This window comes from Arthrobacter sp. UNCCL28, assembly GCF_900102805.1.
Classification (GTDB): domain Bacteria; phylum Actinomycetota; class Actinomycetes; order Actinomycetales; family Micrococcaceae; genus Arthrobacter; species Arthrobacter nicotinovorans_A.
Genome location: NZ_FMWE01000007.1, coordinates 119,397 through 143,595 on the forward strand (window position 1 = coordinate 119,397; position 24,199 = coordinate 143,595).

Here is a 24,199-nt window from a genome sequence, read left to right on the forward strand (position 1 = left end):
CGCTGCGGCGCGGGGTCAGTCGATATAGATCGAGAGAGAACAGCCTTAGGAGCTGCTGGAAATGCGGTGAAGCCACTCAAGGAACAGCTTCAATTCAGAGCTGGAAAGTTGGTCTGAATGTGAGGCCTGCAGTGCCGCATTCAGGGCGATTGCCGCAACAACCACGGACGATTTACCGGAATCGTCCGCCGCGGCGCCACGGGCAGTGTCCGTGGAGACAGCAAAAATCATGGAATCCCGGGTCATCGTTGAGAGCTCGAGGTTCCTTTCTTCCACCGGTTCAGCGATCAGCATGAGCGTGACGCCCACGTTGGCGGCCAGAATGCTGCGTGCCGCTTCGCGGGGCGGCACGTTGATCTGGCCGGAGATAGCGGCCTTGTTCAGCATCTCTTCCAGAAGCGCTTCAGCATCGGCCACGATCGCTGGGCGGCTTTCCGGCCTGATGTTGCCGAACATCACCAGATACAGATGGGGTTGGCTCAGCCCGAACTGGACGTGGTTGTCCCACATTCGCCGGACGTCTTCCAAAGGCTCCCCGGACGGTGCAAAATCCCGCTCCCCCGCCACATACTCTTCAAATCCGGCTGATACGACGGCGTCGAACAAACCCTCTTTGTCTCCGAAGTGGTGGTAGAGCGTGGGCGCCGTGACCCCGGCAAGCTTGGTGATCTGGCGCGTTGAGACCGCTGACCCCTCCGAATTCGCCAGCAACTCGGCAGCTGCGCGAAGCAACCGAATTTTAGGCGGAAGCTGGTCATCGAAACTCATAACCGCTACCCTAGCACCTATAGCGTTGCTATATGAAGTGGCTCACAAAGGAATTTTGTAGGCTAGTTTTCGAGGCTCCCGGTGCCGTCGCCGGCGTGCCTGAACCAACAAGCAGGAACAGAGGATTCAGTGCAGAATTTCCAAGGAGTAGGGGTAAGCCCTGGCCGCATCATTGGTTCCGTCCGCCAGATGCCCAAGCCGGTGAGCGAACCGCCGTCGGGCGAGCGGTTGGGTGCGGACGTCAGTCCGGAGGACGCCGTCGCCGGCTTGAAAGCCGCCGCGCAGTCCGTCCATGACGAGCTCAAGGCACGTGCGGACAGCGCTTCGGGCGACGGCAAAGCCGTCCTCGAGGCCACCGCGCTCATGGCCAAGGACACCATGCTCCTGAAATCGGCCAGCAAGCTCATCAACGCCGGATCCTCGGCTGAGCGGGCCATCTGGGAAGCCGGCGCCTCGGTCTCCGAGATGCTGCACAACCTCGGCGGCTACATGGCCGAGCGCGCCACCGACGTCCTGGATGTCCGCGCCCGGATCGTGGCCGAACTCCGCGGCGTCCCTGCTCCCGGCATCCCTGCCTCGGACACGCCTTTCATCCTGGTGGCCGAAGACCTCGCCCCCGCCGACACCGCAACGCTGAATCCCGCGGTGGTTCAGGCACTGGTCACCTCCGGAGGCGGCCCGCAGTCCCACACGGCAATCATTGCCCGCTCACTCGGCCTGCCCGCAGTGGTTGCGGCGCACGGTGTTGATGACATTGCGGACGGAACCGAGATCTACGTGGACGGCGCGGCAGGCTTCGTGGCCGTCTCGCCCACCGAAGAACACCGCACTGCCGCTACGGCCTGGGCGGAAACGTCCGCAACCCTTGCATCCTTCGACGGTAACGGCACGACGGCGGACGGCCACCTGGTGCCGCTGCTCGCCAACGTCGGTGGAGCCAAGGATGCCGTAGCCGCAGCCGGTTTGGGTGCCCAGGGAGTAGGCCTGTTCCGCACGGAATTCTGCTTCCTGGAACGCGACACCGAGCCGTCAGTGGATGAGCAAGCGGCAGCCTACAAGGCCGTTTTCGATGCATTCCCGGGTAAGAAGGTTGTCCTGCGCACCCTCGACGCCGGCGCCGACAAACCCCTCCCCTTCCTCACCGATGCCACCGAACCCAACCCTGCACTGGGCGTTCGCGGCTATCGCACAGATTTCACCACGCCCGGCGTCCTGGAACGCCAGCTGGAGGCAATTGCCCGGGCTGCTTCGGAATCCGAGGCCGATGTGTGGGTCATGGCCCCCATGATCTCCACGGCTGCCGAAGCCGGACGTTTCGCCTCGCTCTGTGCCGCCGCTGGAATCCAGACGCCCGGAGTGATGGTGGAAGTTCCCTCCGCTGCACTGACTGCCGCCACCGTGTTGCGGGAAGTCGGGTTTGCCTCGCTGGGAACCAATGACCTCACGCAATACGCCATGGCCGCCGACCGCCAACTCGGCCCCCTCGCCGAGCTCAACACGCCATGGCAGCCGGCCGTGCTTCGGCTGGTGCAGCTCACTGTTGAAGGTGCTTCCCAGGAGAGCACGGGCCGGGAAGGTGATGCGAAGCCGGTCGGCGTCTGTGGTGAGGCAGCCGCGGACCCCGCCCTCGCCGTCGTTCTTACCGGTTTGGGCGTCACCACCTTGTCCATGACCGCTCGCTCGTTGGCGGCGGTCGGGACTGTGCTGAAGACTGTGACGTTGGAGCAGGCGCAGGAACTCGCACAGCTCGCTTTGTCTGCGCCGAGTGCTCTTGAGGCCCGCGATTGGGTCCGCGCAAAGCTCCCCGTGCTCGAAGAGCTCGGCCTCTAAACCTCTGTTTGTTTCCGTCGAAGGAGAAACCATGCCCGAACGCACAGCCACCATCGCCAGCCGCTCCGGACTGCATGCCCGCCCGGCCGCCTTGTTTGCCGAGGCCGCCGGCGAACAGCCCGTGGAAGTCACCATTGCCATGCAGGGTGAACCTGCCGAAGACGCCCTCGACGCCGCCAGCATCCTGTCGCTCATGACACTTGGCGCTGCGAAAGGCGATGTCGTGGTGCTTCGGGCCGAGGGTGACGGCGCGGACGACGCGCTGGACGCACTGGTGAAGCTCCTGGAGACGGACCTGGACGCGGAGTAGCCGGGCTCGTTGCTGGCCTTGGCCCACCCGTTTCGATGGTTCCCTGCCAGCAATGCCGCGCGCACGGCATGGCCAGCAGGGAACCCCCGAAATGGGCGGCCGCGCACGCTAGGCTTCTGCCATGGCATTGATAGCTCCCCGCATCACAGCAGGGCTCCCCGCCGACGACGCCCGGAACCTGGCGCGCTCCCTCCAGGACAGCAACGACATCACTGTGTTCGTGGACGGCACGGTACACCGCCTCCCCGATGAGGCGAGGGACGCCGTCGTCGACCTCCTTGCGCGGTTGGGCCGCGGCGAAACCGTGACCGTCAGCAGCGTGGAGGAAATGCTCACCACTTCACAGGCCGCGGAGCTCGCCGGTATCTCCCATACCTACCTGCGCAATATGACCGATCGCGGCGAAATCCCCGTGGAATACCGTGGAACACACCGACGGATCCGGCAGGCAGCCATCATGGCGTGGCTGGAAACGCAGAAGGCGAAACACTCCGAAGCAACAGCCGGCCAGCCCGGGGAGAACGACTCCAGCGCCGGCTGATGGTTGCGGAGTGATAAGGATCAAGCAACGATCCCAGCCAACGGACCAGCACCCCTTAAAGGCGGGGTTACGCTTGATCGGTGGGCAATTTCAAGGGGTGGCATATCGTGGCCGGGTTGGCCGCCATGGCCCTTGCCGCACCCTTGGGCTCTGCCATGGGATTGAACTTCGTGGCAACCTTCATGTTTGCCTGCACAGTCTTCGTGGCAGTAGCCATGTGGACGGAATCAAAAATCGCACGACGCCGGGACGCCGCCAACGCTTCCGCCGCGCCTGAGGCTGCGCAGCCGGCGGCAGACCCCAGCGAATCCGACGACGCCACCAGGGAATAGCCTGTGCAGTCGGGGAAAAACGCAAAGTACTCCGAGTGGCCCTGGAACCGCCCCTGGCCTTGGCTCCTTTTCATCGCTCCGACCGGCCTGCTCCTCGGGACGATCTGGATGTACACCGGAGGCTGCGGCCAAGCGGTGGGAACCGGGGAATTCGATTCCTGCCAGTCCGCTCCGTTCCTCGGTTATCCGGTGACCTGGACTGCCACGGCAGCCATGGCATTGTTCCTTGCCTGGAGCCTCGTGGGGCTGGGCAGGGCGCTGCGGTATTCCCGCAAGCCCTCCCGGGACCGGGTTTTCCCTGAACCGCATCTCCCAGACCCGCGGCTTCCTGGAACCGCCGGGGACAGAGGCAGCTGCAGACCGGACCATGGGGTTCAATAGCGGTATGGCCCTGACCTCACCCTCCGACGTGTGGCCCGTGGTGCACGAGGAACGTCGCGCACTGATCCGGGATCTCGAACCACTTCAGCCCTTCCAATGGAAGACGCCATCCCTTTGCCCCGGCTGGGACGTCCATGACGTCCTGGCGCACGTGATCGACAGTGCCAAGACCACCCGGCTGGGCTTCATCCGCCGCATGATTGCCGCCCGGATGGATTTCGACCGCGACAACGCCGTGGGAGTTGAGCGCGAACGGACCCTTGACCCCGGCACCACATTGGTCCGGTTCCAGGCAGTGGTTTCCCGCACTTCCGGACCCCCGGCAGGTCTGGCTACCCGGCTGGTGGAAGCGTTCGTCCACGGCGAAGACATTCGGCGTCCGTTGGGGCTGCGCCGACACTACCCGGCGGCGCACGTGGCCACGGCCCTGGGATACCAAGTGCGGACCAGCACCAAGATGGGCGGAGGCAAGGAAGTGGCCGAGGGCTGGCGCCTGGTGGCCACTGACGCGGCTTTCGATCACGGAGAGGGCCCGGCGGTTGAAGGACCAGCCATAGCCCTGCTGCTTGCCGTGTCCGGCCGCCCGATCGGGATGAACGAGCTCAGCGGCCCCGGCGCTCCGGTATTCCTGCAGCGGCAGGCTTGATGAAAACGCACGCAACTGCGGAGGCTTTGCTCTCTGCCGACGTCGAGGCTTTGGGCCTGAAGGGGCGGATCCTCTGGGCCAAGGGAACACCGACTCCCGGGTCCGGGCTTGATGCAGGCACCGGACCGGTGTCCAGTCCCGACGAGCCCGCATACATCCTGATCCATGGGATTGGAGTTTCGCACCGGTACTTGGCCCGGCTCCACACCGTCCTGGCAGCGGGTGCACCCACGTACTCGCTGGACCTGCCCGGATTCGCGGGGACCCCGAAGCCCGGGAGGCAGCTCTCCGTGGAGGACTACGGCGCTTTCATCGCCGGGGCCTTGGCATCCTGCGGCATCAGTTCCTACGTATTGGTGGGGCACTCCATGGGCGTGCAGTTTGCCATCGAAGCGGCGCTGCACTCGCCTGAGCAGGCACGGCAGGTGGTGCTCATGGGGCCGGTGGTGGATTCCCGGCACAAGAACGTTCGCCGGCAGTCCTTGGCGCTCTTCCTGGACGGACTGCTCCGCGAGAGCGCGTCGTCCAATTGGATTGTGATCTCCGATTACTTCAAGTGTGGTCCGCGGTGGTACCTCACGGAGCTTCCGGTCATGATGGGCTACCCCACGGAGAAGCGGCTGACCGGCATCAAGGTGCCCGTCCTGATCCTGCGGGGAAGCCGCGACCACGTAGCTGGGCCGGAGTGGTCGCTCCGGCTTTCCAGGGCAGTTGCGCAGGGGCGATTGGTGGAGATTCCCGGCGTCGGCCATGTGGCCCAACACATGCGACCCAAAGCCGTGGCCGACGCCATCCGGAGTTTCGTCGCCGCCACAACGCCGCACCGCTAAGCGCTGACGCTCTAACGCTCAAATGCGCTGACGCGCTAATGCACTAACGCACGACGCCGGCGCCTGGCTTTGGCCTGCTTGTTGAGTCCGCTCCTCCCGGCTAGGCTGGCAAAGCAAGCGCATTAGTAAGTTTGCTTACGAAAGGGCTGATTGTGACTGATAAAGACTCAAATGAGGAAACCCAGGGCTTCGGAGCAACCGGCGCTACAGGGCCGTTCGACACGACCGCCGACGCCGACAGCATCCACGAGGATCCCGACATGCGCCAGGACGAGGACGACGATCCCGCCGCCTCTGCCAACCCCGATCCCCTCGATGGGAACGTCACCGGCCTGGAACCCGGCGGTGGAGTGCCGCCGGGAGAAACCCCGCCGGCCGAGGGCAGCATGAGCAGCGATCAAGGACACGAAGAGTAACGCTCCGCCTCGGCTGAACGGCCAGGCTGAAAGTCCAAGCTGAACGTCCATGCAGGCCAGCTAAGCGGGTCGGCTGCGCAGCCCCGGCAGGCAGGCTACGGCAACCTCAGGATCTCCCCGAGGTCGTACGCAACCGGCTCTTCCAGCTGTGAGTAGGTGCAGCTTTCGGGGGTCCGGTCCGGCCGCCACCTGCGGAACTGGGTGGTGTGCCGGAACCTGTCCCCTTCCATGTAGTCGTAGGCCACCTCGATGACCAGTTCGGGACGCAACGGCACAAAGGAGAAATCCTTGCCTCCGCTCCACCGGCTTTGGGCGCCGGGCATCCTGGACCCCGCAGCCCCCTCACCCTGGCTGGCCCACTCGCCCCACGGGTGCTCGCTGAGGTCCACCTGGTAAGGCTCAAGCTCTGCCACCAGGCTTTCCCTCCTCGCCATGGGGAAGGAGGCAACCACCCCGACGTGCTGGAGTTTGCCGGCGTCGTTATAAAGACCCAACAGCATGGACCCCACGACCTTAGCGGTCTTGTGCCACCTGAATCCGGCCACCACGCAGTCGGCGGTGCGCTCGTGCTTGGTCTTGAACATCACGCGCTTGTTGGGCTGGTATGTCCCATCCAACGGCTTGGACAGGACGCCATCCAGGCCTGCGCCTTCCAATTGCACGAACCACTCCTGCGCACGCTCCAGGTCCGTGACTGCGGGAGTGACGTAAACGGGCGGCTCTGCTGCCTTGAGCGCACGCTCAAGGACGGCGCGACGCTCCGAGAACGGCCTGCCCATCAGATCGTCGTCGCCGAGGGCAAGGATGTCGAACGCAACCATCGACGCCGGAGTCTTTTCGGCCAGCATCCTCACCCGGCTGTCCGCGGGATGGATCCGTTGCTGCAGGACCTCGAACTCAAGCCGGTTGCCCTCGATCAGGACAATCTCGCCGTCGATCACGCATTTGTCCGGGAGGTTCTTCCGCAGGGCTTCCACCAGTTCAGGGAAGTAGCGGGTCATGGGCTTCTCGTTGCGGCTGCCCAGGACGATTTCATCCCCGTCCTTGAAGACGATGGTCCTGAAGCCGTCCCATTTGGGCTCGTAGTGCCCAACGTCCGGGATGGCGGGGACGGATTTGGCAAGCATGGGCGAGACGGGTGGCATCACGGGCAGGTCCATAAACAATGTCTACCTGCCGGTGCACGCCGAAGCTAGTCTTAGGCGATGGATATCTTGGCCGTGTTGGCGGCCGTACTTGGAGTTCCCGCCCTCCTGGCCGTGGCCTGGTACTGGGTTTCCCGGCAGAACCGCCGGGGTGTCAGGCGTGCCGCAGCCGGCGGGATGCTGGGAATCGCCGACGAGATCTTCCGACCGGAAACGCATCAGGCCCACCAGATCCAAAGGATCCAGCACGAACTCCCGGCGCCCGCTCCGGCCCCGAAGCCTAAGGGCTAAGGCCCTCCCGCCAGCAGAGACCTACCGGCCGTTATATTAATGTGACTTTACTTTCCTGCTCATGTACCGTCGTAGGGCGACCCGTATCTCCGCTGGGCCGCTTCCGGAATGACGCCGAGCTCTGCCGCACTCCGGAATCCGCCAGACCCGCGGCAGAGGCGGGGGACCCACAAGTTCCCGGACTTTTCCAAGTCCTTGGGGTGAAGCCGCTACTGCGGCCGGACGGCCTCGTCCGAACCCGACAGCTAACCTCGAAGGCGTTGAGAGGCAACCACCATGTCCCCAACCATGGATCAGCCGCGCCGCGCCCGAATTGACGGCGAGCGCACCAAGCCAACCGGACGCCGTCGGGCCCAACCCAGCGGATCCGATATCAGCCTGCAGCCGGATTCCGGCACGCCCAGGACTGCCGCACCCGAAATTTCAGGCACGACGCCGGACGCCCCCGCTGCGGCGGCGCCTACCATCGCGACGCCCACCACGCGTGCGGCTGCGCGTGCAGCCGAGCGGGAACGGGCCGCGCAAGCAGAAGCCCGCGTATCCACCACGCCCGGGCCTCCGACGGCCGCCATTCCGATCGTCCAGGCTCCCAAGCAGCCGGCAAACCCCCAACCCACCACACCGGAGCCGGCCACAGCCGCCATTCCCATCGTCGAGGCTTCCGGGCAGCCGGCAAACCCCCAACCCACCACACCGGAGCCGGCCACAGCCGCCATTCCCATCGTCCAGGCTTCCGGGCAGCCGGCAAACCCCCTGCCCACCACACCGGAACCGGCCACAGCCGCCATTCCACTGGTGTCCGCAGATCCGGCGCCTGAAGCCACCCCCGAATCCCACACAGCGCCTGCACCCGTCTCGGCTGCACCTGCTTTGCAGGCTCGCGCCACATCCCCGGCACGGGTTGCTGCGGCAGCCACGGCATCGGCATCCCTGGCAAGCCGAAAGGATGTCAGGGAACAGTCCGGCGTCACCACTGGTTCACGCTCCGGGCAGGGTTCGCGCTCCGGGCAGAGTTCACGATCAGGGCTGGGCGGGTCCCCGCTTGGCCGGGAGCCCCAGGCAGTCCTGCAGAAGGCGGCTTCGGTCAAGCACATGAGCCAGCGCATGGCCGTAGTGGCAGGCGCGCTCGGCCTGGTCCTGACGGCCGGCACTGTGGGGCAGGCCCTTGAGTTGCCGTTCTTCGGCCAGGAGGCGCCCGCCCAGGAAGCCAGCGGTGCCGACAGGAATTCGGGTTCCGCATCACCAGCCCCCAGTGCTTCCTACTCCAGGGCATCTTCTCCGTCTGCCTCAGCTGCTGCGACGTCAGCGGCCGGCCAACCGGCCACGGTTCCGGAGGCACCTGCGCCAGTGTCGCCGTCGTCCGTTCCCACGCCTAAGGTTTCCTTGGCTGACCCCGTCTGGGTCCCATCCGCAGTGCCGGCGACCATCGCTGCGGCACCGGGCACCAGTCAGGTACCCACGCCCTCGGCGCCTGCACCGGCACCGTCCGACGTGCCATCGGACACCATCACTACGCCGCCGGCCACGCCTGCGCCGACCACCCCGGCACCCACCACCCCTCCGGCTACCTCGACGCCCACGCCAACACCAACCCCTACCCCCACCCAGACCTCCAAGCCCAAGCCAACGGGCAAGCCCGGCGCGACCACGCCGGCGCCCACGCAGTCTGCGCTCGACGAGATCCTTGACGCAGCAAAGGACGCCCTCAAATGAGCACGCGCCTGCCCCGCATCACCACCCACGCCGGATGGCACAGCCGGTACTGCAGCAGCAGCCGCACGGCCACGTTCCGGCGTCGGTTGGGCCGTTGGAGCTGCCAGCGCTTGAGGCGCTCGTAACGGGCACGGTTTAGCGCAGTTCATGGAGGCAGGCACCCGCATTGGGTGCCTGCCTCAATCGCGTTCAGTGCCCCGTTCAGTGCTCAGGCCCGCGGTTCAGCGCTCAGTGCCCCGTTCAGTGCTCAGATCCTTGGCCGGCCGGCCCATCGGCGGGCTTTCAAGGCGGCGTGCAGCTCGAGGCGGATCGAGCCGCTCAGCGGATCAGCACCGATCAGCTGGCGGATCCGTCCCAGCCTGTTGTAGATGCTGCTCCTGTGCAGGTGAAGTTTGGCCGCGACGTCCTGCACTGAGCCATCGCTGTCATACAAGAGCTCCAGCACGGGCAGGAGTTCGCCGTTCTTGTCCTGGTCCTCCAGGGTCCGGAAGTGCAGTGAGCCGGTGTCGTCCCAGCCGCCGGGCGCCAGGAGGCGATCGAAAAGCTGGTAGACACCCACGTTCCGGCTGTCCACGAGCTCGCCGAGAGGCCTGTCCACAGCTGCCGCCTGCGCCGCAACCTTCGATTGCCGGTACGCCCCCGCCAGTTGACGGATCACTTGGAACGGCTCGCTGATGCCCAGGATCACGCGGTCCACAGTCCGTCCGGCGCGCTTGGCGAGTTCCAGTTGGTAGTGCACCAGCACCTGCGCGTGGTCCGCCCGGCCACCGGACTCGCGGAACAGCACCACTGAATGCGTTTCGGTTCCTGCGCTGAACAACGCGGCGTTGACACCGATGGTGGACTGCAGGGCGGCGGAACGGTGGGTCAGGGTCGCGGCGAGAGGATCGACGTCGGACCTCGCACCTTCCGCGTCCAGGATGGTCACCAGTTGCCACGGACCCCGGCCCTGGATTTCCTTCCACCCGGCCACGGCAGCCACGGCATTCGATTCACCGCTGCAAGCCGCCAGGAACTCCTGTTCACGCCTGCGCCGGAACTCCGACTCTGCCGTGTTGGAATCAAGGAGCAACCCCGCCAACAGGTCCAGCTCGTCACGCACGCCGGGCAACTCGGCGAGTATCGCCGTCGCGCTTTGCTCTTCAAGGTCCAGCTGGACCCACAAGTAGCCCACGCGGAATCCGCGCACCAGGAGCGGGACGCAGACCCGGCCCAACATCCCCAGTTCCTCGTTTGCGGGAACCACTACGGGACGCACAGCCGTGGCGATGCCGTGGGACAGTTGCCAGAGGCTGACATCGCCGGGGACCCGTTTGCTCAGCAGGAAGTTCACGCGGACGCGGTCGGCGTGGGATTGGTTGGAGCTGTAGGCGAGGAGCACGCCGTCGAGGTCTTCCAAGGAGAGGCCGCGGCCCAGCTTCAACGCCACCCGCTCGACGATCTGTTCCACGTCTTGCTGCATCAGAGAAGCGTACCAACAGCAGGCGACACCTGACGCTCCATGGCTCGACAAATGTCGAGCCGCGGCAGCGCAGATCCTTGAATTTCCGGGGGTTTTACTTGCGCCCGCCTTGGAGCCCATGTCGCCTGCCTCACAGCCGGATTTATTCTGGAATCACAGCCCGCAACACATTTTTCGGCCGAAGAGGCCGCTAACGATGGAGCCCACAGATGATCATCGGCGTCCCCAAAGAAATCAAGAACAACGAATTCCGCGTAGCCATCACGGCCGCAGGTGTCCACGAATTCCGCACGCACGGACACACTGTTCTGGTTGAACGCGGCGCAGGCCTCGGCTCGGGCATCACCGACGAGGAATACTCGATCGCCGGCGCTGAAATCGTCAACGAGGCCGACGACGTCTGGGGCCGTGCGGACATGGTCATGAAGGTCAAGGAACCCATCGCGGCCGAATACCACCGCTTCCGCAAGGGCCTCATCCTCTTCACCTACCTGCACCTCGCCGCAGAGCCCGAGCTCACCGCCGAGCTCATCAACTCCGGCGTCACGGCCATCGCCTACGAAACCGTGCAGGAAGGCCGCACCCTGCCCCTGCTCGCCCCGATGTCCGAGGTAGCAGGCCGCTTGTCCGTCGTGGTCGGCGCTTCCTCGCTCATGGCTCCCGCCGGCGGCAAGGGCGTCCTCCTGGGCGGCGTACCGGGCGTCCGTCCGGCCAAGGTTGTTGTCCTCGGCGCAGGTGTCGCCGGAACCAACGCCGCCGCCATGGCCTTGGGCCTCGGTGCCGATGTCACCATCATGGACATCAACATCAACCGGCTGCGCGAACTCGACGCCCTCTACCAGGGCCGCCTGAAGACCGTTGCCTCAAACGCCTACGAGATCGAGAAGTCAGTTATCGACGCAGATCTCGTAATCGGCTCCGTCCTGATCCCGGGCGCCAAGGCACCCAAGCTGGTCACCAACGAGCTCGTATCCCGCATGAAGCCGGGCTCGGTCCTGGTGGACATCGCCGTAGACCAGGGCGGCTGCTTCGAGGACACGCACCCCACCACGCACCAGGAACCGACGTACAAGGTCCACAACTCGATCTTCTACTGCGTTGCCAACATGCCCGGCGCTGTTCCGAACACCTCCACGTACGCACTGACCAACGTCACCCTGCGCTACGCCGTGGCACTGGCCAACCTGGGCGTCAAGGCAGCCTTCGACCGCGACCCCGCACTCGCCGCCGGCCTCAACATCGCCGCAGGCCACGTGGCACACCACTCCGTTTCCGAGGCGCACAACCTGCCCCTCGTGAACGACTGGCACAGCCTGGTTACCGCGTAACCTGAACCGCCAAGCACGACGGCGGGGTGCAGCTTCCACACGAAGCCGCACCCCGCCGTCGTGGTTTAACCCGCGCCAATGTGGCAGTTAATGCCAATGTTTCCGTCAAACATTGGCATTAACTGTCACTTCGCGGGGATGCCGGGGTTGGCCGGCGGCGAGGGAACCACATGGGTAGGAACAGTCACAGGGATGTCCGAGGGTCGGAGCTTGGCCGGATCAATCCCCGAGGGGTCGATCCCCGGCGGTGTTACGGGGACGACCGGCGTGGGGATGCCGCCGTTCCCAGGTTCGTGGGGTAACGGGTCCTTGGGTTGTTGAGGCGATGCTCCCCCACGGGGCGGCTGATGGGAATCCGGGACGGGGTTGCCGCCGGAATTCGGGGAAGCAGGTGCCGGGGCGGGCTGGTTCCGGTCGGGAATTGCAGGCTTTTCCTCAGCAGTCGGGGCCGGGGTGGCACCGGTCGGGCCATCCTGCTTTGGAGCTTTGCCGGAACCAGGCGCGAGCTGTGAGACAACGGTGCCTATGGCTGCGCCCAGATGCTGGAAGGTACCCGGAATTCCGCCGTCGGACGCGGCCGCAGCAGTAGCACCACCGGCCAAGGACACCACAACAACAAGACTTGCGACAGCAGCGCGTCGCTTTGTCCGCCGCCGCGCAGCAAGTTCGTCGGCAGGGCGGTCGAAGGCAGGCGCCGGATCGGACGCAGGCGCCGGGTCTTCAACCGTGGCGAGTACCGTCGTCGGCGAGCCCGACGACGCAACGGGGCCATCCGTCGTCGTGATTTCCTGGGTGGCTGCAACCTGGCCGCTGACCATGAGCGCACGAACAGCCTCGGACGGCTCAGGGACAGTGTCCGCCAGCGAACGGAGTTCCAGGAGTTCTGTCCGGAGTTCGGCGTCGCCGTCCAAACCGGAGTCGGACAGCAGGCGGTCTACGGCCTGCTGGTGTGCTGCCTGCTGGTGTCTGGGTCCGCGCGGCGGAAAGTGTTCGCTCATGATGTGCCGTTCGTTCGTTGTGCACGTTTCTTTAGTGCGCCCAAGGCCCGGCGCTGCAACTGCTTCACGGCGCCTTGGGATTTGCCCATGATGTCCGCTGTTTGTTCCACGGACAGGTCGGCGATGACGCGTAGGGCCAAGACCTCCCGGTAGTCGTCCGCGAGGTCGTTCAGGAGTTCCGTGACACCCAAACCGGAGGCCCGTCCGAAGGCTTGCTCTTCCGCCGACGGCGCACACCGCGAATCCAGTTCCGACTCGTAAGGTGTGGAGTCAGGCGTCCGTTCGCGTTTGCGGTAGTGGTCCACCATCCGGGCGTGGGCGATGGAGAACAGCAGCGTCTTGGCACCCTCAAGCCCGCCGTGGAGGGTTTCAAGCTTTGGATACAAGGCCAGGAACACGTCCTGGGTAACGGCTTCGGGATCATCCACGCCGCGGGCCCGGAGATAGCCGAAGACCGGCCCGGAGAAGCCGTTGTAGGCAGCCGTAAAGAGCAGCGCGGGGTCATCATGGTCCGCCTGCAAATATTCGTCAGCCAAAGGGTCAAGCACCCGTGGACGCCTCCATCCCGCGTTACGAGGGCGGGGTTCCTTGCCCTAAGCCAAGGAACCCCGCCGTTAAACCGTAGCCGCTGCGCGTTTAGCGGACAGAATCGAGGGGCGCGCCCGGTGCCGCCGGAACGTCGCTCGGAACCTGCGACGGGAGACCCGGAGCAGCAGGCTTTGCCGGGACTGCGGGGGTGGCCGGCACGTCCGGCGTCGCAGGCACTGCAGGCTTGGCGGGGACGGCCGGTACCGCCGGCCTTGACGGGAGTACCGACGTCACGGAAGCATCGGCGTCGGCGTCTGCCTGGGCCGAACCGTTCGCCTTCGCATTAGCGGCCTTGCCGGCGTCAACTACTGCTTCGCAGTGCGCCTCCACTTTCGCTTCCCCGCCAGCAGCAATGGTCAGGGACTCGAAGCCCGGGACCTTTGCATCAGAGTTCAGGCCGCCGTTGAGGAACGCGGTGCACAGTCCGAAAGTCTCCGGCGATGTGGCCTCGTTGGCAGTGGCGTTCGCAGCGGAAACAGCGTCGGCAGCCTTTGCCTGGCCGGCTTCGGCGGCTTTTGTCGCCTTTGCCTGCGCGGCCCCGACGGCGTCAGTCGCCTTGGTGGTGGCGGTCCGGGCGGTCTCAGCTGCTTCAGCGGCCTTGCCGTCAACTGGAGCGGGCGCGCCAACGAGGTCATGTGCGGTCTGCTGGATTCCGGTGGGAAGCGCACCGTTGAAGGCAGCTACACCGGTTCCACCGGCAGCTACAGCTCCGGCGGCCAGGACGCCCGCGGCGACTTTGCTGGTGGCGAGGACAGTGAACAAGGACATAAAACCCTCCGACAAAATACTTGGGATTGCCCCGGCAGCGGTTGGGTCGCTGCCGGATGATCAGCGCGCGGGTGTGGCCCGCACTCCCCTTACATCGTTCTTGGGTGCGGCGAGGTTACGCCTTGTCAGAAACTGATTGTCAGCGCGCGGCGTCCCGCTCAGTTGTCCACACTGGCTAGATGTCCCCATGGCCGGGCCGGCTGCAGCCAACTATGCTCAGGAAAATGCTTGGGCCGTTGGTTTCCTGGCATTTGTATGTCACTACGTTCAGGGGATACGTGATGGGACTGGGTACCTAATGGGACAGGGATTGGTAGGCGCAGACGTCGGAGACCTCCGTCGTCTATCGGCCGTGATGGATGCTGAGGCAGAGAAGATCACGGATCTTCAACGGCAACTCACCGCAATGATTCAGAACGGAACGTATTGGCGCGGGAACGACGCCGAGCAGTTCCGCAGCAGGTGGCAGAGCGACCTCCACGGCCGGTTGAGTGCCGCAGCGGTTTGCCTCAAGGACAACGCCCGCGCCCTCAAGCGCAATGCAGACCAGCAGGAGCAGGCCTCAACAGGCGGCGCTGGAGGATCAACCAAGGGAGGGCCCTCGGACGGTCCTTTCAGGTTTACTCCAGACGGGCTTGGGTTCACTTTTGATCCCACCAGCTACGGCCCTGTCACCGTGGAAGGCAGTGGCTCCTTCGACAGCCAGGCAAAGGGCGAAACGCACGGCTCGCTTGGTCCGGGCGGGATCGAGGTGGGAGGTTCCGGAGAGGCTTCCACTGGAGGGGACATGACCTGGAAGGCGGAGTCCGAATTCGGGCCCGTCAAAACCACTGTCACCAACGAAACCTTTGTTGGCGCGCGGGCCGAGGGTGAGTTCGGGGCCAGCGTGCCGTTCGGGCTGGGACTTCCCAACGCCCACGCCACGGGCGAAGCATTCGCAGGCGCAGAGAACGTAACCACTACCCGATCGGACTTCTTCGACGGATGGGTCACCAACACCTCAACCACCCGAATGATGACGGGAGTGGAGGCCAGTGCCCACGCCAACGCCAGCAGCCCGTTCCTGTTCTCCGCCGGTGGTGAGGGCTTTGCCGGTCAAAAGCTCACCATGGATAACAAGACCGACTTCGCAGGCGGCCTGTTCTCCCTGGGGCAGGGCGGAGAAATACGGGCAGGGGCCTGGGCCAGTGCCGGCGAAGGAGAGGTGACCGTCAAAGGCGGCGAGACCACCGGAACGGCGTTCAGCGCAGGCGCCGGAGCGGAACTGACCGGAAGCCGCTACGTAGAAGTCCTGGGCCAGACCCTGACCCTCAACGCAACAGTCGCTGCCGGAGCCGGCGAAAGCCACTTCTTCACAGCTTCCATGGACGAAGACGGACTCACCCTCGGCGCCGGTGCCAAGATCACCGCGGAGCTTGGCCTGGGAGCCGGGGGCCAGATCACCATCAGCCCGTCCGGCTTTGTGGATTCCGTGACCGGGTTCGTCGACTTCCTCAGCAAATAGCTTTCCTGTACTGACAGTGCTCCGAAAGGGCTCCCATGACATCGCACCAGGTTTTCCCCTCCGAGGCTTTTCCCGCCTACCCCGCAATAAAGCTCGATCCGCCCGCAGGTTGGACACGCCAGGTGGTTCCGGACGCGGTGGGTGCCCTGATGGCCCCCACCGTGGAAGGCCGCTACACAGCAAATGTGGTGATTTCCGTGTCACGCCGCTTGCCCGGCTACCAGCTCGCCGACATCGCCGCGTCCGTGGACTCATTCCTGGATGCGTTGCCCGATGCTGTTCTGCTGGGCTCAGAGCCGGTGGTGATCAATGGCCGTGATTGGCACGTACGCGAAGCCCGCTACACGCACCCGCAGGCCGGACCCCTGGCACAATTCACCGCCGTGACGGTGGTTCACCACGAAGCCGCTGCGGACATTGTCCAGCTGACCGGCAGTTGCCAACCCACTGAAGGCAACCAGGACCTCAAATCCATTTACGCAGTGGTGGCCAGCGCTGACGTTATGCCAGAGACCGTGCCTGCTCAATGAGTTTCAGGACAGCAACCGGGTCGGCTGGATCCACCGGCAAGGGAAGCGCGGAGGCCGAGCCGCCGTCGTCGAGTTTGTCCGCCAGAATCCGGTAAAACTCAGGGTAAGCGCCGCGCTCCGTGGCCACCGCGGTGCGCTGCCCGTTCAGTTCCAGAGTGCCGTGGTTTTCGGCAGGTTCGACGCCGTACCCGGCATCCGTCGGCAGCCCACCACCGAGCACATAGGGTTCCTGCGGGTCGCTGCCGAACTTCACGAAGCCGCCTTCAGTACCCAGAATCCGGAAACGTGGCCCGTGCAAGTGGCTGGTCAGGTTGATGCGGACGTGACTGATAACGCCCGACTGGTGCTGGAGTGCCAGGAAGACGTCGTCGTCGGCTGATTCCTGGGGACGGCGCGCCTGGATTTCCGCGTAAGTGACTGTGGCAGGACCAAAAAACTGCAGGCACAGGTCCAGGACGTGGGTGCCGAGGTCGAACAGTACGCCGCCACCGTCTTCCGCCGAAGCACCGGCTTTCCAGGCTTTGGCGATCTCCGGAGCCCAGCGCTCCATGCCCACCTCACACCGGGTCACTGTCCCCAGCGTCCCGGCGTCGAGCAGTTTCCTGACGGTGAGCGAGTCTCCGTCCCAGCGCCGGTTTTGATACACGGTGAGGACACGGCCAAGTTGCGCCGCCAATCGGATCAGTTCCTCGCCCTCGGTGCTGCGGACCGTGAACGGCTTATCGACGACGACGTCGAGGCCGGCTTCCAGCGCGGCTTTGGCAAGCGGGAAATGGGTTGCGGGCGGTGTGCCCAGGACGATCAGATCCAACTGATCAGCGAGGGCCAGGATGTCCCCTGGCGTGTTGACGATGGCGGCCTGCGGGTAGCGGGCCTTCGCTTTCGCCTGCCTGCCGTCGTCCGAGGTGGCAATGACGGCTACTTCGTAGGCGGGATTACTGGCGATGAAGGGGGCGTGAAAGACGCTGCCCGAAAGGCCAAAACCTGCAACGGCGGTACGGATCGGCTGGGAAGTCATGACCCTAGGCTACCGATCCTCTCTCACGTAACAGCCCTTTCACGCCAACCGTCTATCACCGGTGAGAGAGCGATCGGGTGAACGCCCGGGGATGTGCGCGAGCGTGCGCGTGAACGCCCGGGGATGTGAGAGATGGTTGGGTGAACGCCCGGGGATGTGCGCGAGCGTACGCGTGAACGCGGGGGGATCTGCGCGAGCGTGCGCGTGAACGCCCGGGGGATCTGCGAGAGCGTGCGCGTGAACGCCCGGGGATGTGAGAGAGCGTCCGCGTGAACGCGGGGGGATGTGAGAGATGGTTGGGACGGCGAAGGCCGGGAACCTCCGCGAACCGATCAACAGGTTCAGGGAAGCTCCCGGCCTTCAGGAAACTACTCTTGCGAATTTACAGCTGAGGGGCTACTTCTTGGCGCCCTTTTCCCAGCCGATGGTGGTCCAGTCCGGAACGTTGGAGAGGCTCTGGAACAGGGACGGGCCGTAGTTGGCCAGGCCCTTGCGCACGAACTGGATCTCCGGGCCGTTCATCACGACGCCCATGGAGAAGTACTTCTCCATGTGCTTCCTCTCTACCTCCATGGCGGCCTTGTTGCGCTCGGCGTTATCGGCGATGGACGAGAGGCGCTTGATTTCAGCGTCGAGTTCAGCGTCGCCGAGGCCGTTTTCGTTGGTCTCGGAGTCGTAGTACTGCTTCACAGCGTCGGTAGCATCCGGGCCCACGGTGTAACCGGAGATCGTGACGTCGAACTCGCGGGAGCCAACAACCTTGCCGAAGTCAGCGTCACCGCGCTGATCGATGCCAACATCCATGCCGGCGGCCTGGAGCTGCTTCTGCAGGGTCTGGGTGGTTGCCGCTGTGGTGGGGTCGTCACCGAAGTTGGTGATCTTGAAGGAGACGGGGACGCCGTCCTTCGCCATGATGCCCTTGTCGTTGGCTGCGTAACCAGCGTCGGTCAGGACCTTCTTGGCAGCCTCGGCGCCGGTGTCCTTCACGGGGTAGTTGTCCTGGTAGTACTCGGAGAACGGCATGAGCATCATGGAGCCCGAGCTCTCTTCGGACCAGTTCAGGCCGTTGAAGCGGACGTCGCGGATAGCCTTGCGGTCGACGGCGGTGAAGATCGCCTTGCGTACGGCAACGTCAGTGAGGGCAGGGCGCTTGGCGTTCAGGTTCAAGCCACCGGCGAACAGGCGCTGGCCGCGGCGGATCTCGGAGTTGGTGGTACCTTCGAGCTGCTTGTAGCGGCCCAGGGTGCGGCCGTTGGCTGCGTCGATTTCACCGTTTTTGAAAGCAGCGATGGTTGCGCTCGGCTCCATCTGGCGCCAGATGACCTTTTCGAGGACCGGCTTCTGGCCCCACCATTTCTCATTCGGAACCATGGTGACGGTCTTGGCGGTGGTGTCGTAGTTCTCCACCTTGAACGGGCCAGCCATCCACTCGGGGTGCATGTTGCCCGCAAAACCGGTGTTGAAGGTCTCCGCGGAGTTGTTGGAGGGGTGGATCAGACCGAAGAAGAGTGAGTCCAGCGGGTAGACGGGCTGGGTGGTGGTGACAATGACTTCCTTGTCATTGGCGCCTGCCTTGACGGAGTCAACGAAGGCATAGTTGCCCGCCGTGACGATGTCGATGGCCTTGTCTTCGCCCTTCAGCATGTTCCAGGTGTTCTGGAACGTCTTCACGTCGATGGGTGTGCCATCGTTCCAGGTGGCTTTGTCATTGACCTTGATGGTGATGGTCTGCTTGCCATCTTTGACTTCGCTCTTGACCTCTTCGCAGAAGTCCTTGTTGGGCTCGGCCTTGCCGCTGAAGTCCAGTTTCCAGCAGCCACCGATGCCGCCGCTGCTGATGGCAGCCGGGTTGACCGGTGTCAGCAGGGCGGAAGTATCCGCGCTGTTGCCGACATTGGAGAAACCATTGAAGTCCGGTCCAATGCTGCCCACGCCCAGGGTGAGTGTGCCACCCTGCTCAAGATCCTTTGCTTCCTTGGCGTTGACGCTGATCAGCTTGCTGATGTCGCCTCCGCTTTCTTCGGCCTTCTGTGAGGCCGGACCCGACGGCGTTCCCCCGCCGCAAGCGGTCAGCATGAGCGCTGCTGCGAGTGCTACGCCACCGATCGTCGTGTATTTCTTCATGGTTTGCCCTTCATGTTTACGACTGGAAATTCATTTGCGAGTTGAGACCAGGGATTCATTTCAAATGCGGCATATGTCGTCAGGCATGCACCACCAGCATGTCGGCGTCTATCTCTCCGTCCGGGAAGAAGCACGCGAAATCCTGTGCGCCTTCCTTCTCGGAAGCCAGTGGCGGCTCCAGAGTAAGGCACTTCTCCTGCTTCGCGGCAGGTAGCGCGGCGAAGACAGGACAGCGGGTGGCAAAATTGCATCCCTTGGGAGCATCCAGCGGGCTTGGAAGGTCACCCTGCAGGATGATGCGTTCACGGGTGCGTTCAAGCTGGGGGTCCGGCACCGGAATCGCGGACAGCAAGGCCCGGGTATAGGGGTGGCGCGGGTTATCGAAGACGTCGTCCACGTGGCCGGTTTCCACGATCTTGCCGAGGTACATGACGGCCACGCGGTCCGAGATGTGCCGGACGACGGAGAGGTCGTGGGCCACCATGAGGTAACTGAGGCCCAACTCGGCGCGGAGCTTGTCCAGCAGGTTGATGACTCCGGCCTGCACGGAAACGTCCAGTGCAGAGACCGGTTCGTCCAGAACCACCAGCTTCGGGTTGACCGCGAGCGCCCGGGCGATGCCGATGCGTTGGCGCTGGCCACCGGAGAACTGGTTGGGGAAGCGGTTCACGTGGTCCGGCTGCAAGCCCACCAGCTTCATGAGTTCCATGATGCGTTTCCGGATGGCCGCTTTGGGCATGCCCAGGTTTTCCAGCGGCTCGGCCAGGACCTCGTACACGGTGAAGCGCGGGTCCAGGGCTCCGGTGGGGTCCTGGAAGACCATCTGCATTTCCTTGCGCATGGCCATCTTGGTCTTGTGGTCCGTGGCTACCTTGTTGCTGACGCCGCCGATCACCACTTCGCCCACCTGGTCCGGGTGGAACTCCATGATTTCCAGGAGCGTGGTGGTTTTGCCGCAGCCGGACTCGCCCACGATCGAGACGCACTCGCCTTCGCGGATGTCGAAGCTCAGTCCGTCCACTGCCTTGACCGTGCCGATCCGTCGCTTGATCAAAGCACCCTTGAGCAGCGGGAAGTGCTTTTTTATGTCCTTGAGTTCCAGGACCTTGTCGCGCTCGACGCGGGGGACGCCGTCGAACTTTGAAACCGGCTTGGGCGGCGCGTGGAAGATCTTGTGCGCGTCGGCGTTGCCGGAGAGCTCCTCCGCCTTGATGCAGGCAGCCTTGTGTCCCAGAGTCTGGCCCTCAACTCCTGGCACCGGAAACAGTTCCGGCTCGCCGTGCAGGCAGGCGTCGCTGACCATGGGGCAGCGGGCCGCGAAGGAGCATCCGGTGACGGGCAGGGCGAGGTTGGGCGGGGTTCCTTCGATTGGCACCAGCGACTGCCTGGTGGCGGTGTCGACGCGGGGAACGGCACCGAGCAGCCCCAGCGTGTAGGGCATCCGCGGGTTGTAGTAGATGTCCTCCACAGTGCCGGTTTCAACCGGCTTGCCCGCGTACATCACCATGATGTCGTCTGCCATGCCTGCCACGACGCCGAGGTCGTGGGTGATCATCACGACGGCGGCGCCGGTCTCCTCCTGCGCGGTGTGCAGGACTTCGAGCACCTGCGCCTGGATGGTGACGTCCAACGCCGTCGTGGGTTCATCAGCGATCAGGACCCGCGGATCGTTGGCGATGGCGATCGCGATCATGACGCGCTGGCGCATGCCGCCGGAGAATTCGTGCGGGAAGGCCTTGAGCCGGTCTTTGGGACTGGGGATGCCCACCATCCGCAAGAGGTCGACGGCGCGGGCTTCTTTGGCCTGCTTGCTCATGGTGGGATTGTGGACGGTCAGCGCCTCGATGATCTGGGTGCCTACCGTGTAGACCGGCGTCAGCGAGGACAGCGGGTCCTGGAACACCATGGCGATATCGCTGCCACGGTGCTTGCACATGGCCTTGTCGCTGAGGCCCAGGAGTTCCTTGCCCTTGTACCGGACGGAGCCGGTGATGTCAGCGGTCTCGGGCAGGAGGCCCATGATGGCCATGGAGGTCACGGACTTGCCGGACCCGGATTCACCCACGATGCCCAGGGTTTTGCCGGCCATGAGATCGAAATCCACGCCACGGACGGCGTGGACCACGCCATTCTCGGAGTTGAAGCGGACGTTGAGGTCGCGGACGCTGAGGACTGCTTCGCCGGGGGCATAAAGTCCGGCATCGCGGAGCCGTTCGGCGGGAGTCTGGGAAGTGTTGGTGCTCATTTGCCAGCCTTTGCGGTCTTGGTCTTGGCCCGCCCAATGGAGCTGGAGCTGGGGTCGAAGGCGTCACGGAGTCCGTCGTTCATCATGGCGAGCGAGCCGGTCAGCAGGAACATGACGGTCAGCGGCACCCAGAACATCCATGGGAAGGAGGACACCTGGCCCGTTGCCTGGCCAATAAGGACACCGAGGCTGACGTCCGGCAGTTTGATTCCGATACCGATGAAGGAGAACGCAACTTCGGCAAGGATGGCACCGGTGATGCCGCGGGTGAAGTCCAGGACCAGGAGCGAGCCGATGTTGGGAACCAGGTGGCGCCATACGATGCGGCGGGAAGGGACACCCATGTACTTGGCGGCTTTGACGTAGTCGCGCTGCATGAGGGACATGGAAAGCGAGCGCACCAGGCGGGCGGTTCCCATCCAGCTGAAGAACAGCAGGACAACCACCAGGAGGAGCCAGCTGGGAAGGTTCTTGAGGCCGCCGCTGCCGCTGGTTGCCACGGCAACCACCAGGATGGCGGGCATCATGATGAGGGCTTCGAGGATGAACAGCATGGTGGCATCCACCTTGCCCCCGAAGAAAGCCATGGTGCAGCCGTACACAGCGGAGATCAGCACGGACAAGCCGCCAACGATCAGGCCGATAAGGATCGATGTCCGGGTGCCGTCCACAATGAGCGCCATGAGGTCGATGCCGGCCTGCGTGGTTCCGAGCAGGTGGTCCGGTGATGGCGGCATGCCGATATTCAACGGATCAAGGGTGTCCTTGTCCCATTGCGTCAGGAACCCGCCGAAGATCGAGAAGAGGAACAACGCCACGAAGATGAACAAACCTGCGACGGCGGTCCGGTTCCGCATGAAGCGACGGAAGATGATGCGGGACTTCCCGATGACGACGTCCTGGTCGCCCACCCGGGACTCGTCGATTTCCGCGATGGGATCGATGATGTTGGTCATTACTGGACCCTCACTCGTGGATCGACCAGTGTGGTGGCGAAGTCGGCAAGGATGGCGCCGATCGCGAAGATCACCGAGCCGTACGCAAGCGTTGCGGTGGCGACGTTGACGTCCTGGAGGCTGATGGCCTGGATGCTCCAGAGGCCGATGCCGGGCCAGGCGAAGATGGCCTCAGCGAAGAAGCCGCCGGTGAAGATCGCCGGGATGGTGAAAGCAATGCTCTGGGCCACCGGAATGAAGGAGACGCGCAATGCGTGTTTCCTGATGGCCTGGTTCCGGGTCAGTCCCTTGGCCCGTGCCGTGCGGACGAAGTCGGCATTGACGTTGTCCAACAGGTACTGGCGCTGGGCGATCTGGTAACCGGCCCAACCGAAGATGGTCATCGCGAAGGTGGGCACGGCGTAGTGGGCCACGAGGTCAATGAACGCCGGCCAGCCTGGCTCGATTCCCGGCGTCGAAATTCCTGTCACGAAGAAGATCCGTTGCCCGACGCTTTCGTTGATGCTGATCGCGCCCAGCTGCACCAGGAAGTAAGCGATTGGAGCGGGAAGGATGTGGACCAGGTAGCTGTAGGACGTGATGACCCGGTCCTGGAACTTGTACTGCCGGGCGGCGGAATAGACACCAAGGGCGACGCCGATGACCAGGGTCAGGATGATCGAGGCGATGAACAGCCTGGTGGAAACCAAGACGCGGTCAGCGAACTCGGCGTTGACGAAGGCGCCGTTCGGGCTGCGTCCCCAGTCCCAGCGGGTGATGATGCCACCGAGCCATTCAATGTAGCGTTCCCAGGCGTTCTTCTCCGGGTCCAGGCCCAGCCCCCGGAACGAGGCGTTGACCTGTTCAGGGGTTGGCCGCGGAATCTTCTCTTGCTCGAGAACTGCGGGCTTGAGCGATGAGACCGCCAGGAAGTAGCCGGCACTTGTGGTCAGGAAGATCATGATCAGGTAAATGCCCGACCGCTTCATCAGATATTTCAGCATGTCGGGTGGCTGCCCCGAATCGTGGCAAAACTCAAAGCTCGTCCTTCCGCGGTTCCCGGCTGTGGCCGGCGTCAGCTACGAATTGATGCAGTGGGTTGTTGGGTCCCCCGCACCCATTCAGTGATCACCAGCCGTGTATGGCATGCGTCACATTCAAGAGGAAACTACCACAATAACTGCTTCACGTTTTGCCAGCTGGCCTCCAGATTCGCGCCTTGCAGCCAGATTGTTATGTGCAGACTGCGTCACGATGCGGACGCCAAAGGTACTAATGCGGCGTCATTGACGGGAATGGGGGCGCTAACAGTGGCGCGGGAACGGTGGGAGGCACAGCTGGGGCCGTTCCGACGGGCGGGGCTACGCCGACAGGCGGGGCTATGCCGACAGGCGGGGCTATGCCGACAGGCGGGGCTACGCCGACAGGCGGGGCTACGCCGACAGGCGGGGCTACGCCGACAGGCGGGGCTACGCCGACAGGCGGGGCTACGCCGA

Annotated in this window: 23 protein-coding genes and 1 riboswitch; of the genes, 12 read left to right on the plus strand and 11 right to left on the minus strand. The window is 64.3% G+C overall.

The window, feature by feature from the left end; translation table 11 throughout:
* Positions 1–45: 45 nt before the first annotated feature.
* The gene (locus BLQ01_RS17680) at positions 46–768 is read right to left on the minus strand and encodes a TetR/AcrR family transcriptional regulator (RefSeq protein ID WP_014923084.1); all 723 of its coding nucleotides are present in this window, start codon (positions 766–768) and stop codon (positions 46–48) included.
* Positions 769–897: 129 nt separating this feature from the next.
* Here BLQ01_RS17680 and ptsP point away from each other — a divergent pair, with 129 nt between their 5' ends.
* The 7 genes from ptsP (at position 898) to BLQ01_RS17720 (ending at position 6,054) form a co-directional block, all read left to right on the plus strand.
* Positions 898–2,598: a phosphoenolpyruvate--protein phosphotransferase gene (gene ptsP / locus BLQ01_RS17685; protein ID WP_091553409.1), complete on the plus strand. Its 1,701-nt coding sequence runs from the start codon at positions 898–900 to the stop codon at positions 2,596–2,598.
* 31 nt (positions 2,599–2,629) lie between these two features.
* Positions 2,630–2,908, plus strand: a complete 279-nt coding sequence (locus BLQ01_RS17690) for an HPr family phosphocarrier protein (protein WP_026548476.1) — start codon at positions 2,630–2,632, stop codon at positions 2,906–2,908.
* Between the two features lie 121 nt (positions 2,909–3,029).
* On the plus strand, positions 3,030–3,449 hold the full coding sequence (locus BLQ01_RS17695; protein ID WP_091553223.1) for a helix-turn-helix domain-containing protein: 420 nt from the start codon (positions 3,030–3,032) through the stop codon (positions 3,447–3,449).
* Positions 3,450–3,529: 80 nt separating this feature from the next.
* Positions 3,530–3,781: a hypothetical protein gene (locus BLQ01_RS17700; RefSeq protein ID WP_026543000.1), complete on the plus strand. Its 252-nt coding sequence runs from the start codon at positions 3,530–3,532 to the stop codon at positions 3,779–3,781.
* Positions 3,782–4,148: 367 nt separating this feature from the next.
* On the plus strand, positions 4,149–4,808 hold the full coding sequence (locus BLQ01_RS17710; RefSeq protein ID WP_091553227.1) for a maleylpyruvate isomerase family mycothiol-dependent enzyme: 660 nt from the start codon (positions 4,149–4,151) through the stop codon (positions 4,806–4,808).
* A complete protein-coding gene (locus BLQ01_RS17715; protein ID WP_091553230.1) occupies positions 4,808–5,638 on the plus strand; it encodes an alpha/beta fold hydrolase in 831 nt (276 codons plus the stop codon). The genes BLQ01_RS17710 and BLQ01_RS17715 overlap by 1 nt, the downstream gene beginning before the upstream one ends.
* Positions 5,639–5,790: 152 nt before the next feature.
* On the plus strand, positions 5,791–6,054 hold the full coding sequence (locus BLQ01_RS17720) for a DUF6480 family protein (RefSeq protein ID WP_026543004.1): 264 nt from the start codon (positions 5,791–5,793) through the stop codon (positions 6,052–6,054).
* A 95-nt stretch (positions 6,055–6,149) separates the two neighbouring features.
* Here BLQ01_RS17720 and BLQ01_RS17725 read toward each other — a convergent pair whose 3' ends face one another.
* The gene (locus BLQ01_RS17725) at positions 6,150–7,214 is read right to left on the minus strand and encodes an ATP-dependent DNA ligase (protein WP_091553236.1); all 1,065 of its coding nucleotides are present in this window, start codon (positions 7,212–7,214) and stop codon (positions 6,150–6,152) included.
* A 45-nt stretch (positions 7,215–7,259) separates the two neighbouring features.
* Here BLQ01_RS17725 and BLQ01_RS17730 point away from each other — a divergent pair, with 45 nt between their 5' ends.
* Together BLQ01_RS17730 and BLQ01_RS17735 are read left to right on the plus strand one after the other, a co-directional pair.
* On the plus strand, positions 7,260–7,490 hold the full coding sequence (locus tag BLQ01_RS17730; RefSeq protein WP_026543006.1) for a hypothetical protein: 231 nt from the start codon (positions 7,260–7,262) through the stop codon (positions 7,488–7,490).
* A 129-nt stretch (positions 7,491–7,619) separates the two neighbouring features.
* Positions 7,620–7,764, plus strand: a riboswitch (cyclic di-AMP (ydaO/yuaA leader).
* 2 nt (positions 7,765–7,766) lie between these two features.
* Complete coding sequence (locus BLQ01_RS17735; protein ID WP_091553237.1) at positions 7,767–9,203, plus strand: hypothetical protein; 1,437 nt, start codon at positions 7,767–7,769, stop codon at positions 9,201–9,203.
* Between the two features lie 247 nt (positions 9,204–9,450).
* On the opposite strand, the gene BLQ01_RS17740 is transcribed toward BLQ01_RS17735, so the two are convergent.
* Complete coding sequence (locus tag BLQ01_RS17740; RefSeq protein ID WP_091553412.1) at positions 9,451–10,668, minus strand: PucR family transcriptional regulator; 1,218 nt, start codon at positions 10,666–10,668, stop codon at positions 9,451–9,453.
* Positions 10,669–10,874: 206 nt separating this feature from the next.
* On the opposite strand from BLQ01_RS17740, the gene ald reads away from it, so the two are divergent.
* Positions 10,875–11,993 (plus strand): alanine dehydrogenase, encoded by a 1,119-nt coding sequence (gene ald, locus BLQ01_RS17745; protein WP_026543009.1) that lies wholly within the window; start codon positions 10,875–10,877, stop codon positions 11,991–11,993.
* Between the two features lie 125 nt (positions 11,994–12,118).
* Here the strand turns inward: ald and BLQ01_RS17750 are convergent, their stop codons facing one another.
* The 3 genes from BLQ01_RS17750 to BLQ01_RS17760 form a co-directional block, all read right to left on the minus strand.
* The gene (locus BLQ01_RS17750) at positions 12,119–12,991 is read right to left on the minus strand and encodes a hypothetical protein (protein ID WP_091553240.1); all 873 of its coding nucleotides are present in this window, start codon (positions 12,989–12,991) and stop codon (positions 12,119–12,121) included.
* Complete coding sequence (locus tag BLQ01_RS17755) at positions 12,988–13,539, minus strand: RNA polymerase sigma factor (RefSeq protein ID WP_091553241.1); 552 nt, start codon at positions 13,537–13,539, stop codon at positions 12,988–12,990. Before BLQ01_RS17755 ends, BLQ01_RS17750 begins: the two co-directional genes overlap by 4 nt.
* Positions 13,540–13,627: 88 nt before the next feature.
* Positions 13,628–14,347 (minus strand): hypothetical protein, encoded by a 720-nt coding sequence (locus tag BLQ01_RS17760; protein ID WP_091553244.1) that lies wholly within the window; start codon positions 14,345–14,347, stop codon positions 13,628–13,630.
* A gap of 298 nt (positions 14,348–14,645) precedes the next feature.
* On the opposite strand from BLQ01_RS17760, the gene BLQ01_RS17765 reads away from it, so the two are divergent.
* Both BLQ01_RS17765 and BLQ01_RS17770 read left to right on the plus strand, forming a co-directional pair.
* Positions 14,646–15,851, plus strand: a complete 1,206-nt coding sequence (locus tag BLQ01_RS17765; RefSeq protein WP_139183515.1) for a WXG100 family type VII secretion target — start codon at positions 14,646–14,648, stop codon at positions 15,849–15,851.
* A gap of 35 nt (positions 15,852–15,886) precedes the next feature.
* Complete coding sequence (locus tag BLQ01_RS17770) at positions 15,887–16,381, plus strand: hypothetical protein (protein WP_091553248.1); 495 nt, start codon at positions 15,887–15,889, stop codon at positions 16,379–16,381.
* On the opposite strand, the gene BLQ01_RS17775 is transcribed toward BLQ01_RS17770, so the two are convergent.
* From BLQ01_RS17775 to BLQ01_RS17795, 5 genes are all read right to left on the minus strand, one after another.
* Positions 16,353–17,399 carry a Gfo/Idh/MocA family protein gene (locus BLQ01_RS17775; RefSeq protein ID WP_091553250.1) on the minus strand — a complete coding sequence of 349 codons (1,047 nt, stop codon included), beginning with the start codon at positions 17,397–17,399 and terminating at the stop codon, positions 16,353–16,355. The genes BLQ01_RS17770 and BLQ01_RS17775 overlap by 29 nt on opposite strands.
* Before the next feature lie 396 nt (positions 17,400–17,795).
* On the minus strand, positions 17,796–19,523 hold the full coding sequence (locus BLQ01_RS17780) for an ABC transporter family substrate-binding protein (protein WP_091553252.1): 1,728 nt from the start codon (positions 19,521–19,523) through the stop codon (positions 17,796–17,798).
* 79 nt (positions 19,524–19,602) lie between these two features.
* The gene (locus tag BLQ01_RS17785) at positions 19,603–21,768 is read right to left on the minus strand and encodes a dipeptide ABC transporter ATP-binding protein (protein WP_091553255.1); all 2,166 of its coding nucleotides are present in this window, start codon (positions 21,766–21,768) and stop codon (positions 19,603–19,605) included.
* The gene (locus BLQ01_RS17790; RefSeq protein ID WP_026543018.1) at positions 21,765–22,724 is read right to left on the minus strand and encodes an ABC transporter permease; all 960 of its coding nucleotides are present in this window, start codon (positions 22,722–22,724) and stop codon (positions 21,765–21,767) included. The genes BLQ01_RS17785 and BLQ01_RS17790 overlap by 4 nt, the downstream gene beginning before the upstream one ends.
* Positions 22,724–23,707, minus strand: a complete 984-nt coding sequence (locus tag BLQ01_RS17795; RefSeq protein ID WP_026543019.1) for an ABC transporter permease — start codon at positions 23,705–23,707, stop codon at positions 22,724–22,726. Before BLQ01_RS17795 ends, BLQ01_RS17790 begins: the two co-directional genes overlap by 1 nt.
* Between the last annotated feature and the right edge of the window lie 492 nt (positions 23,708–24,199).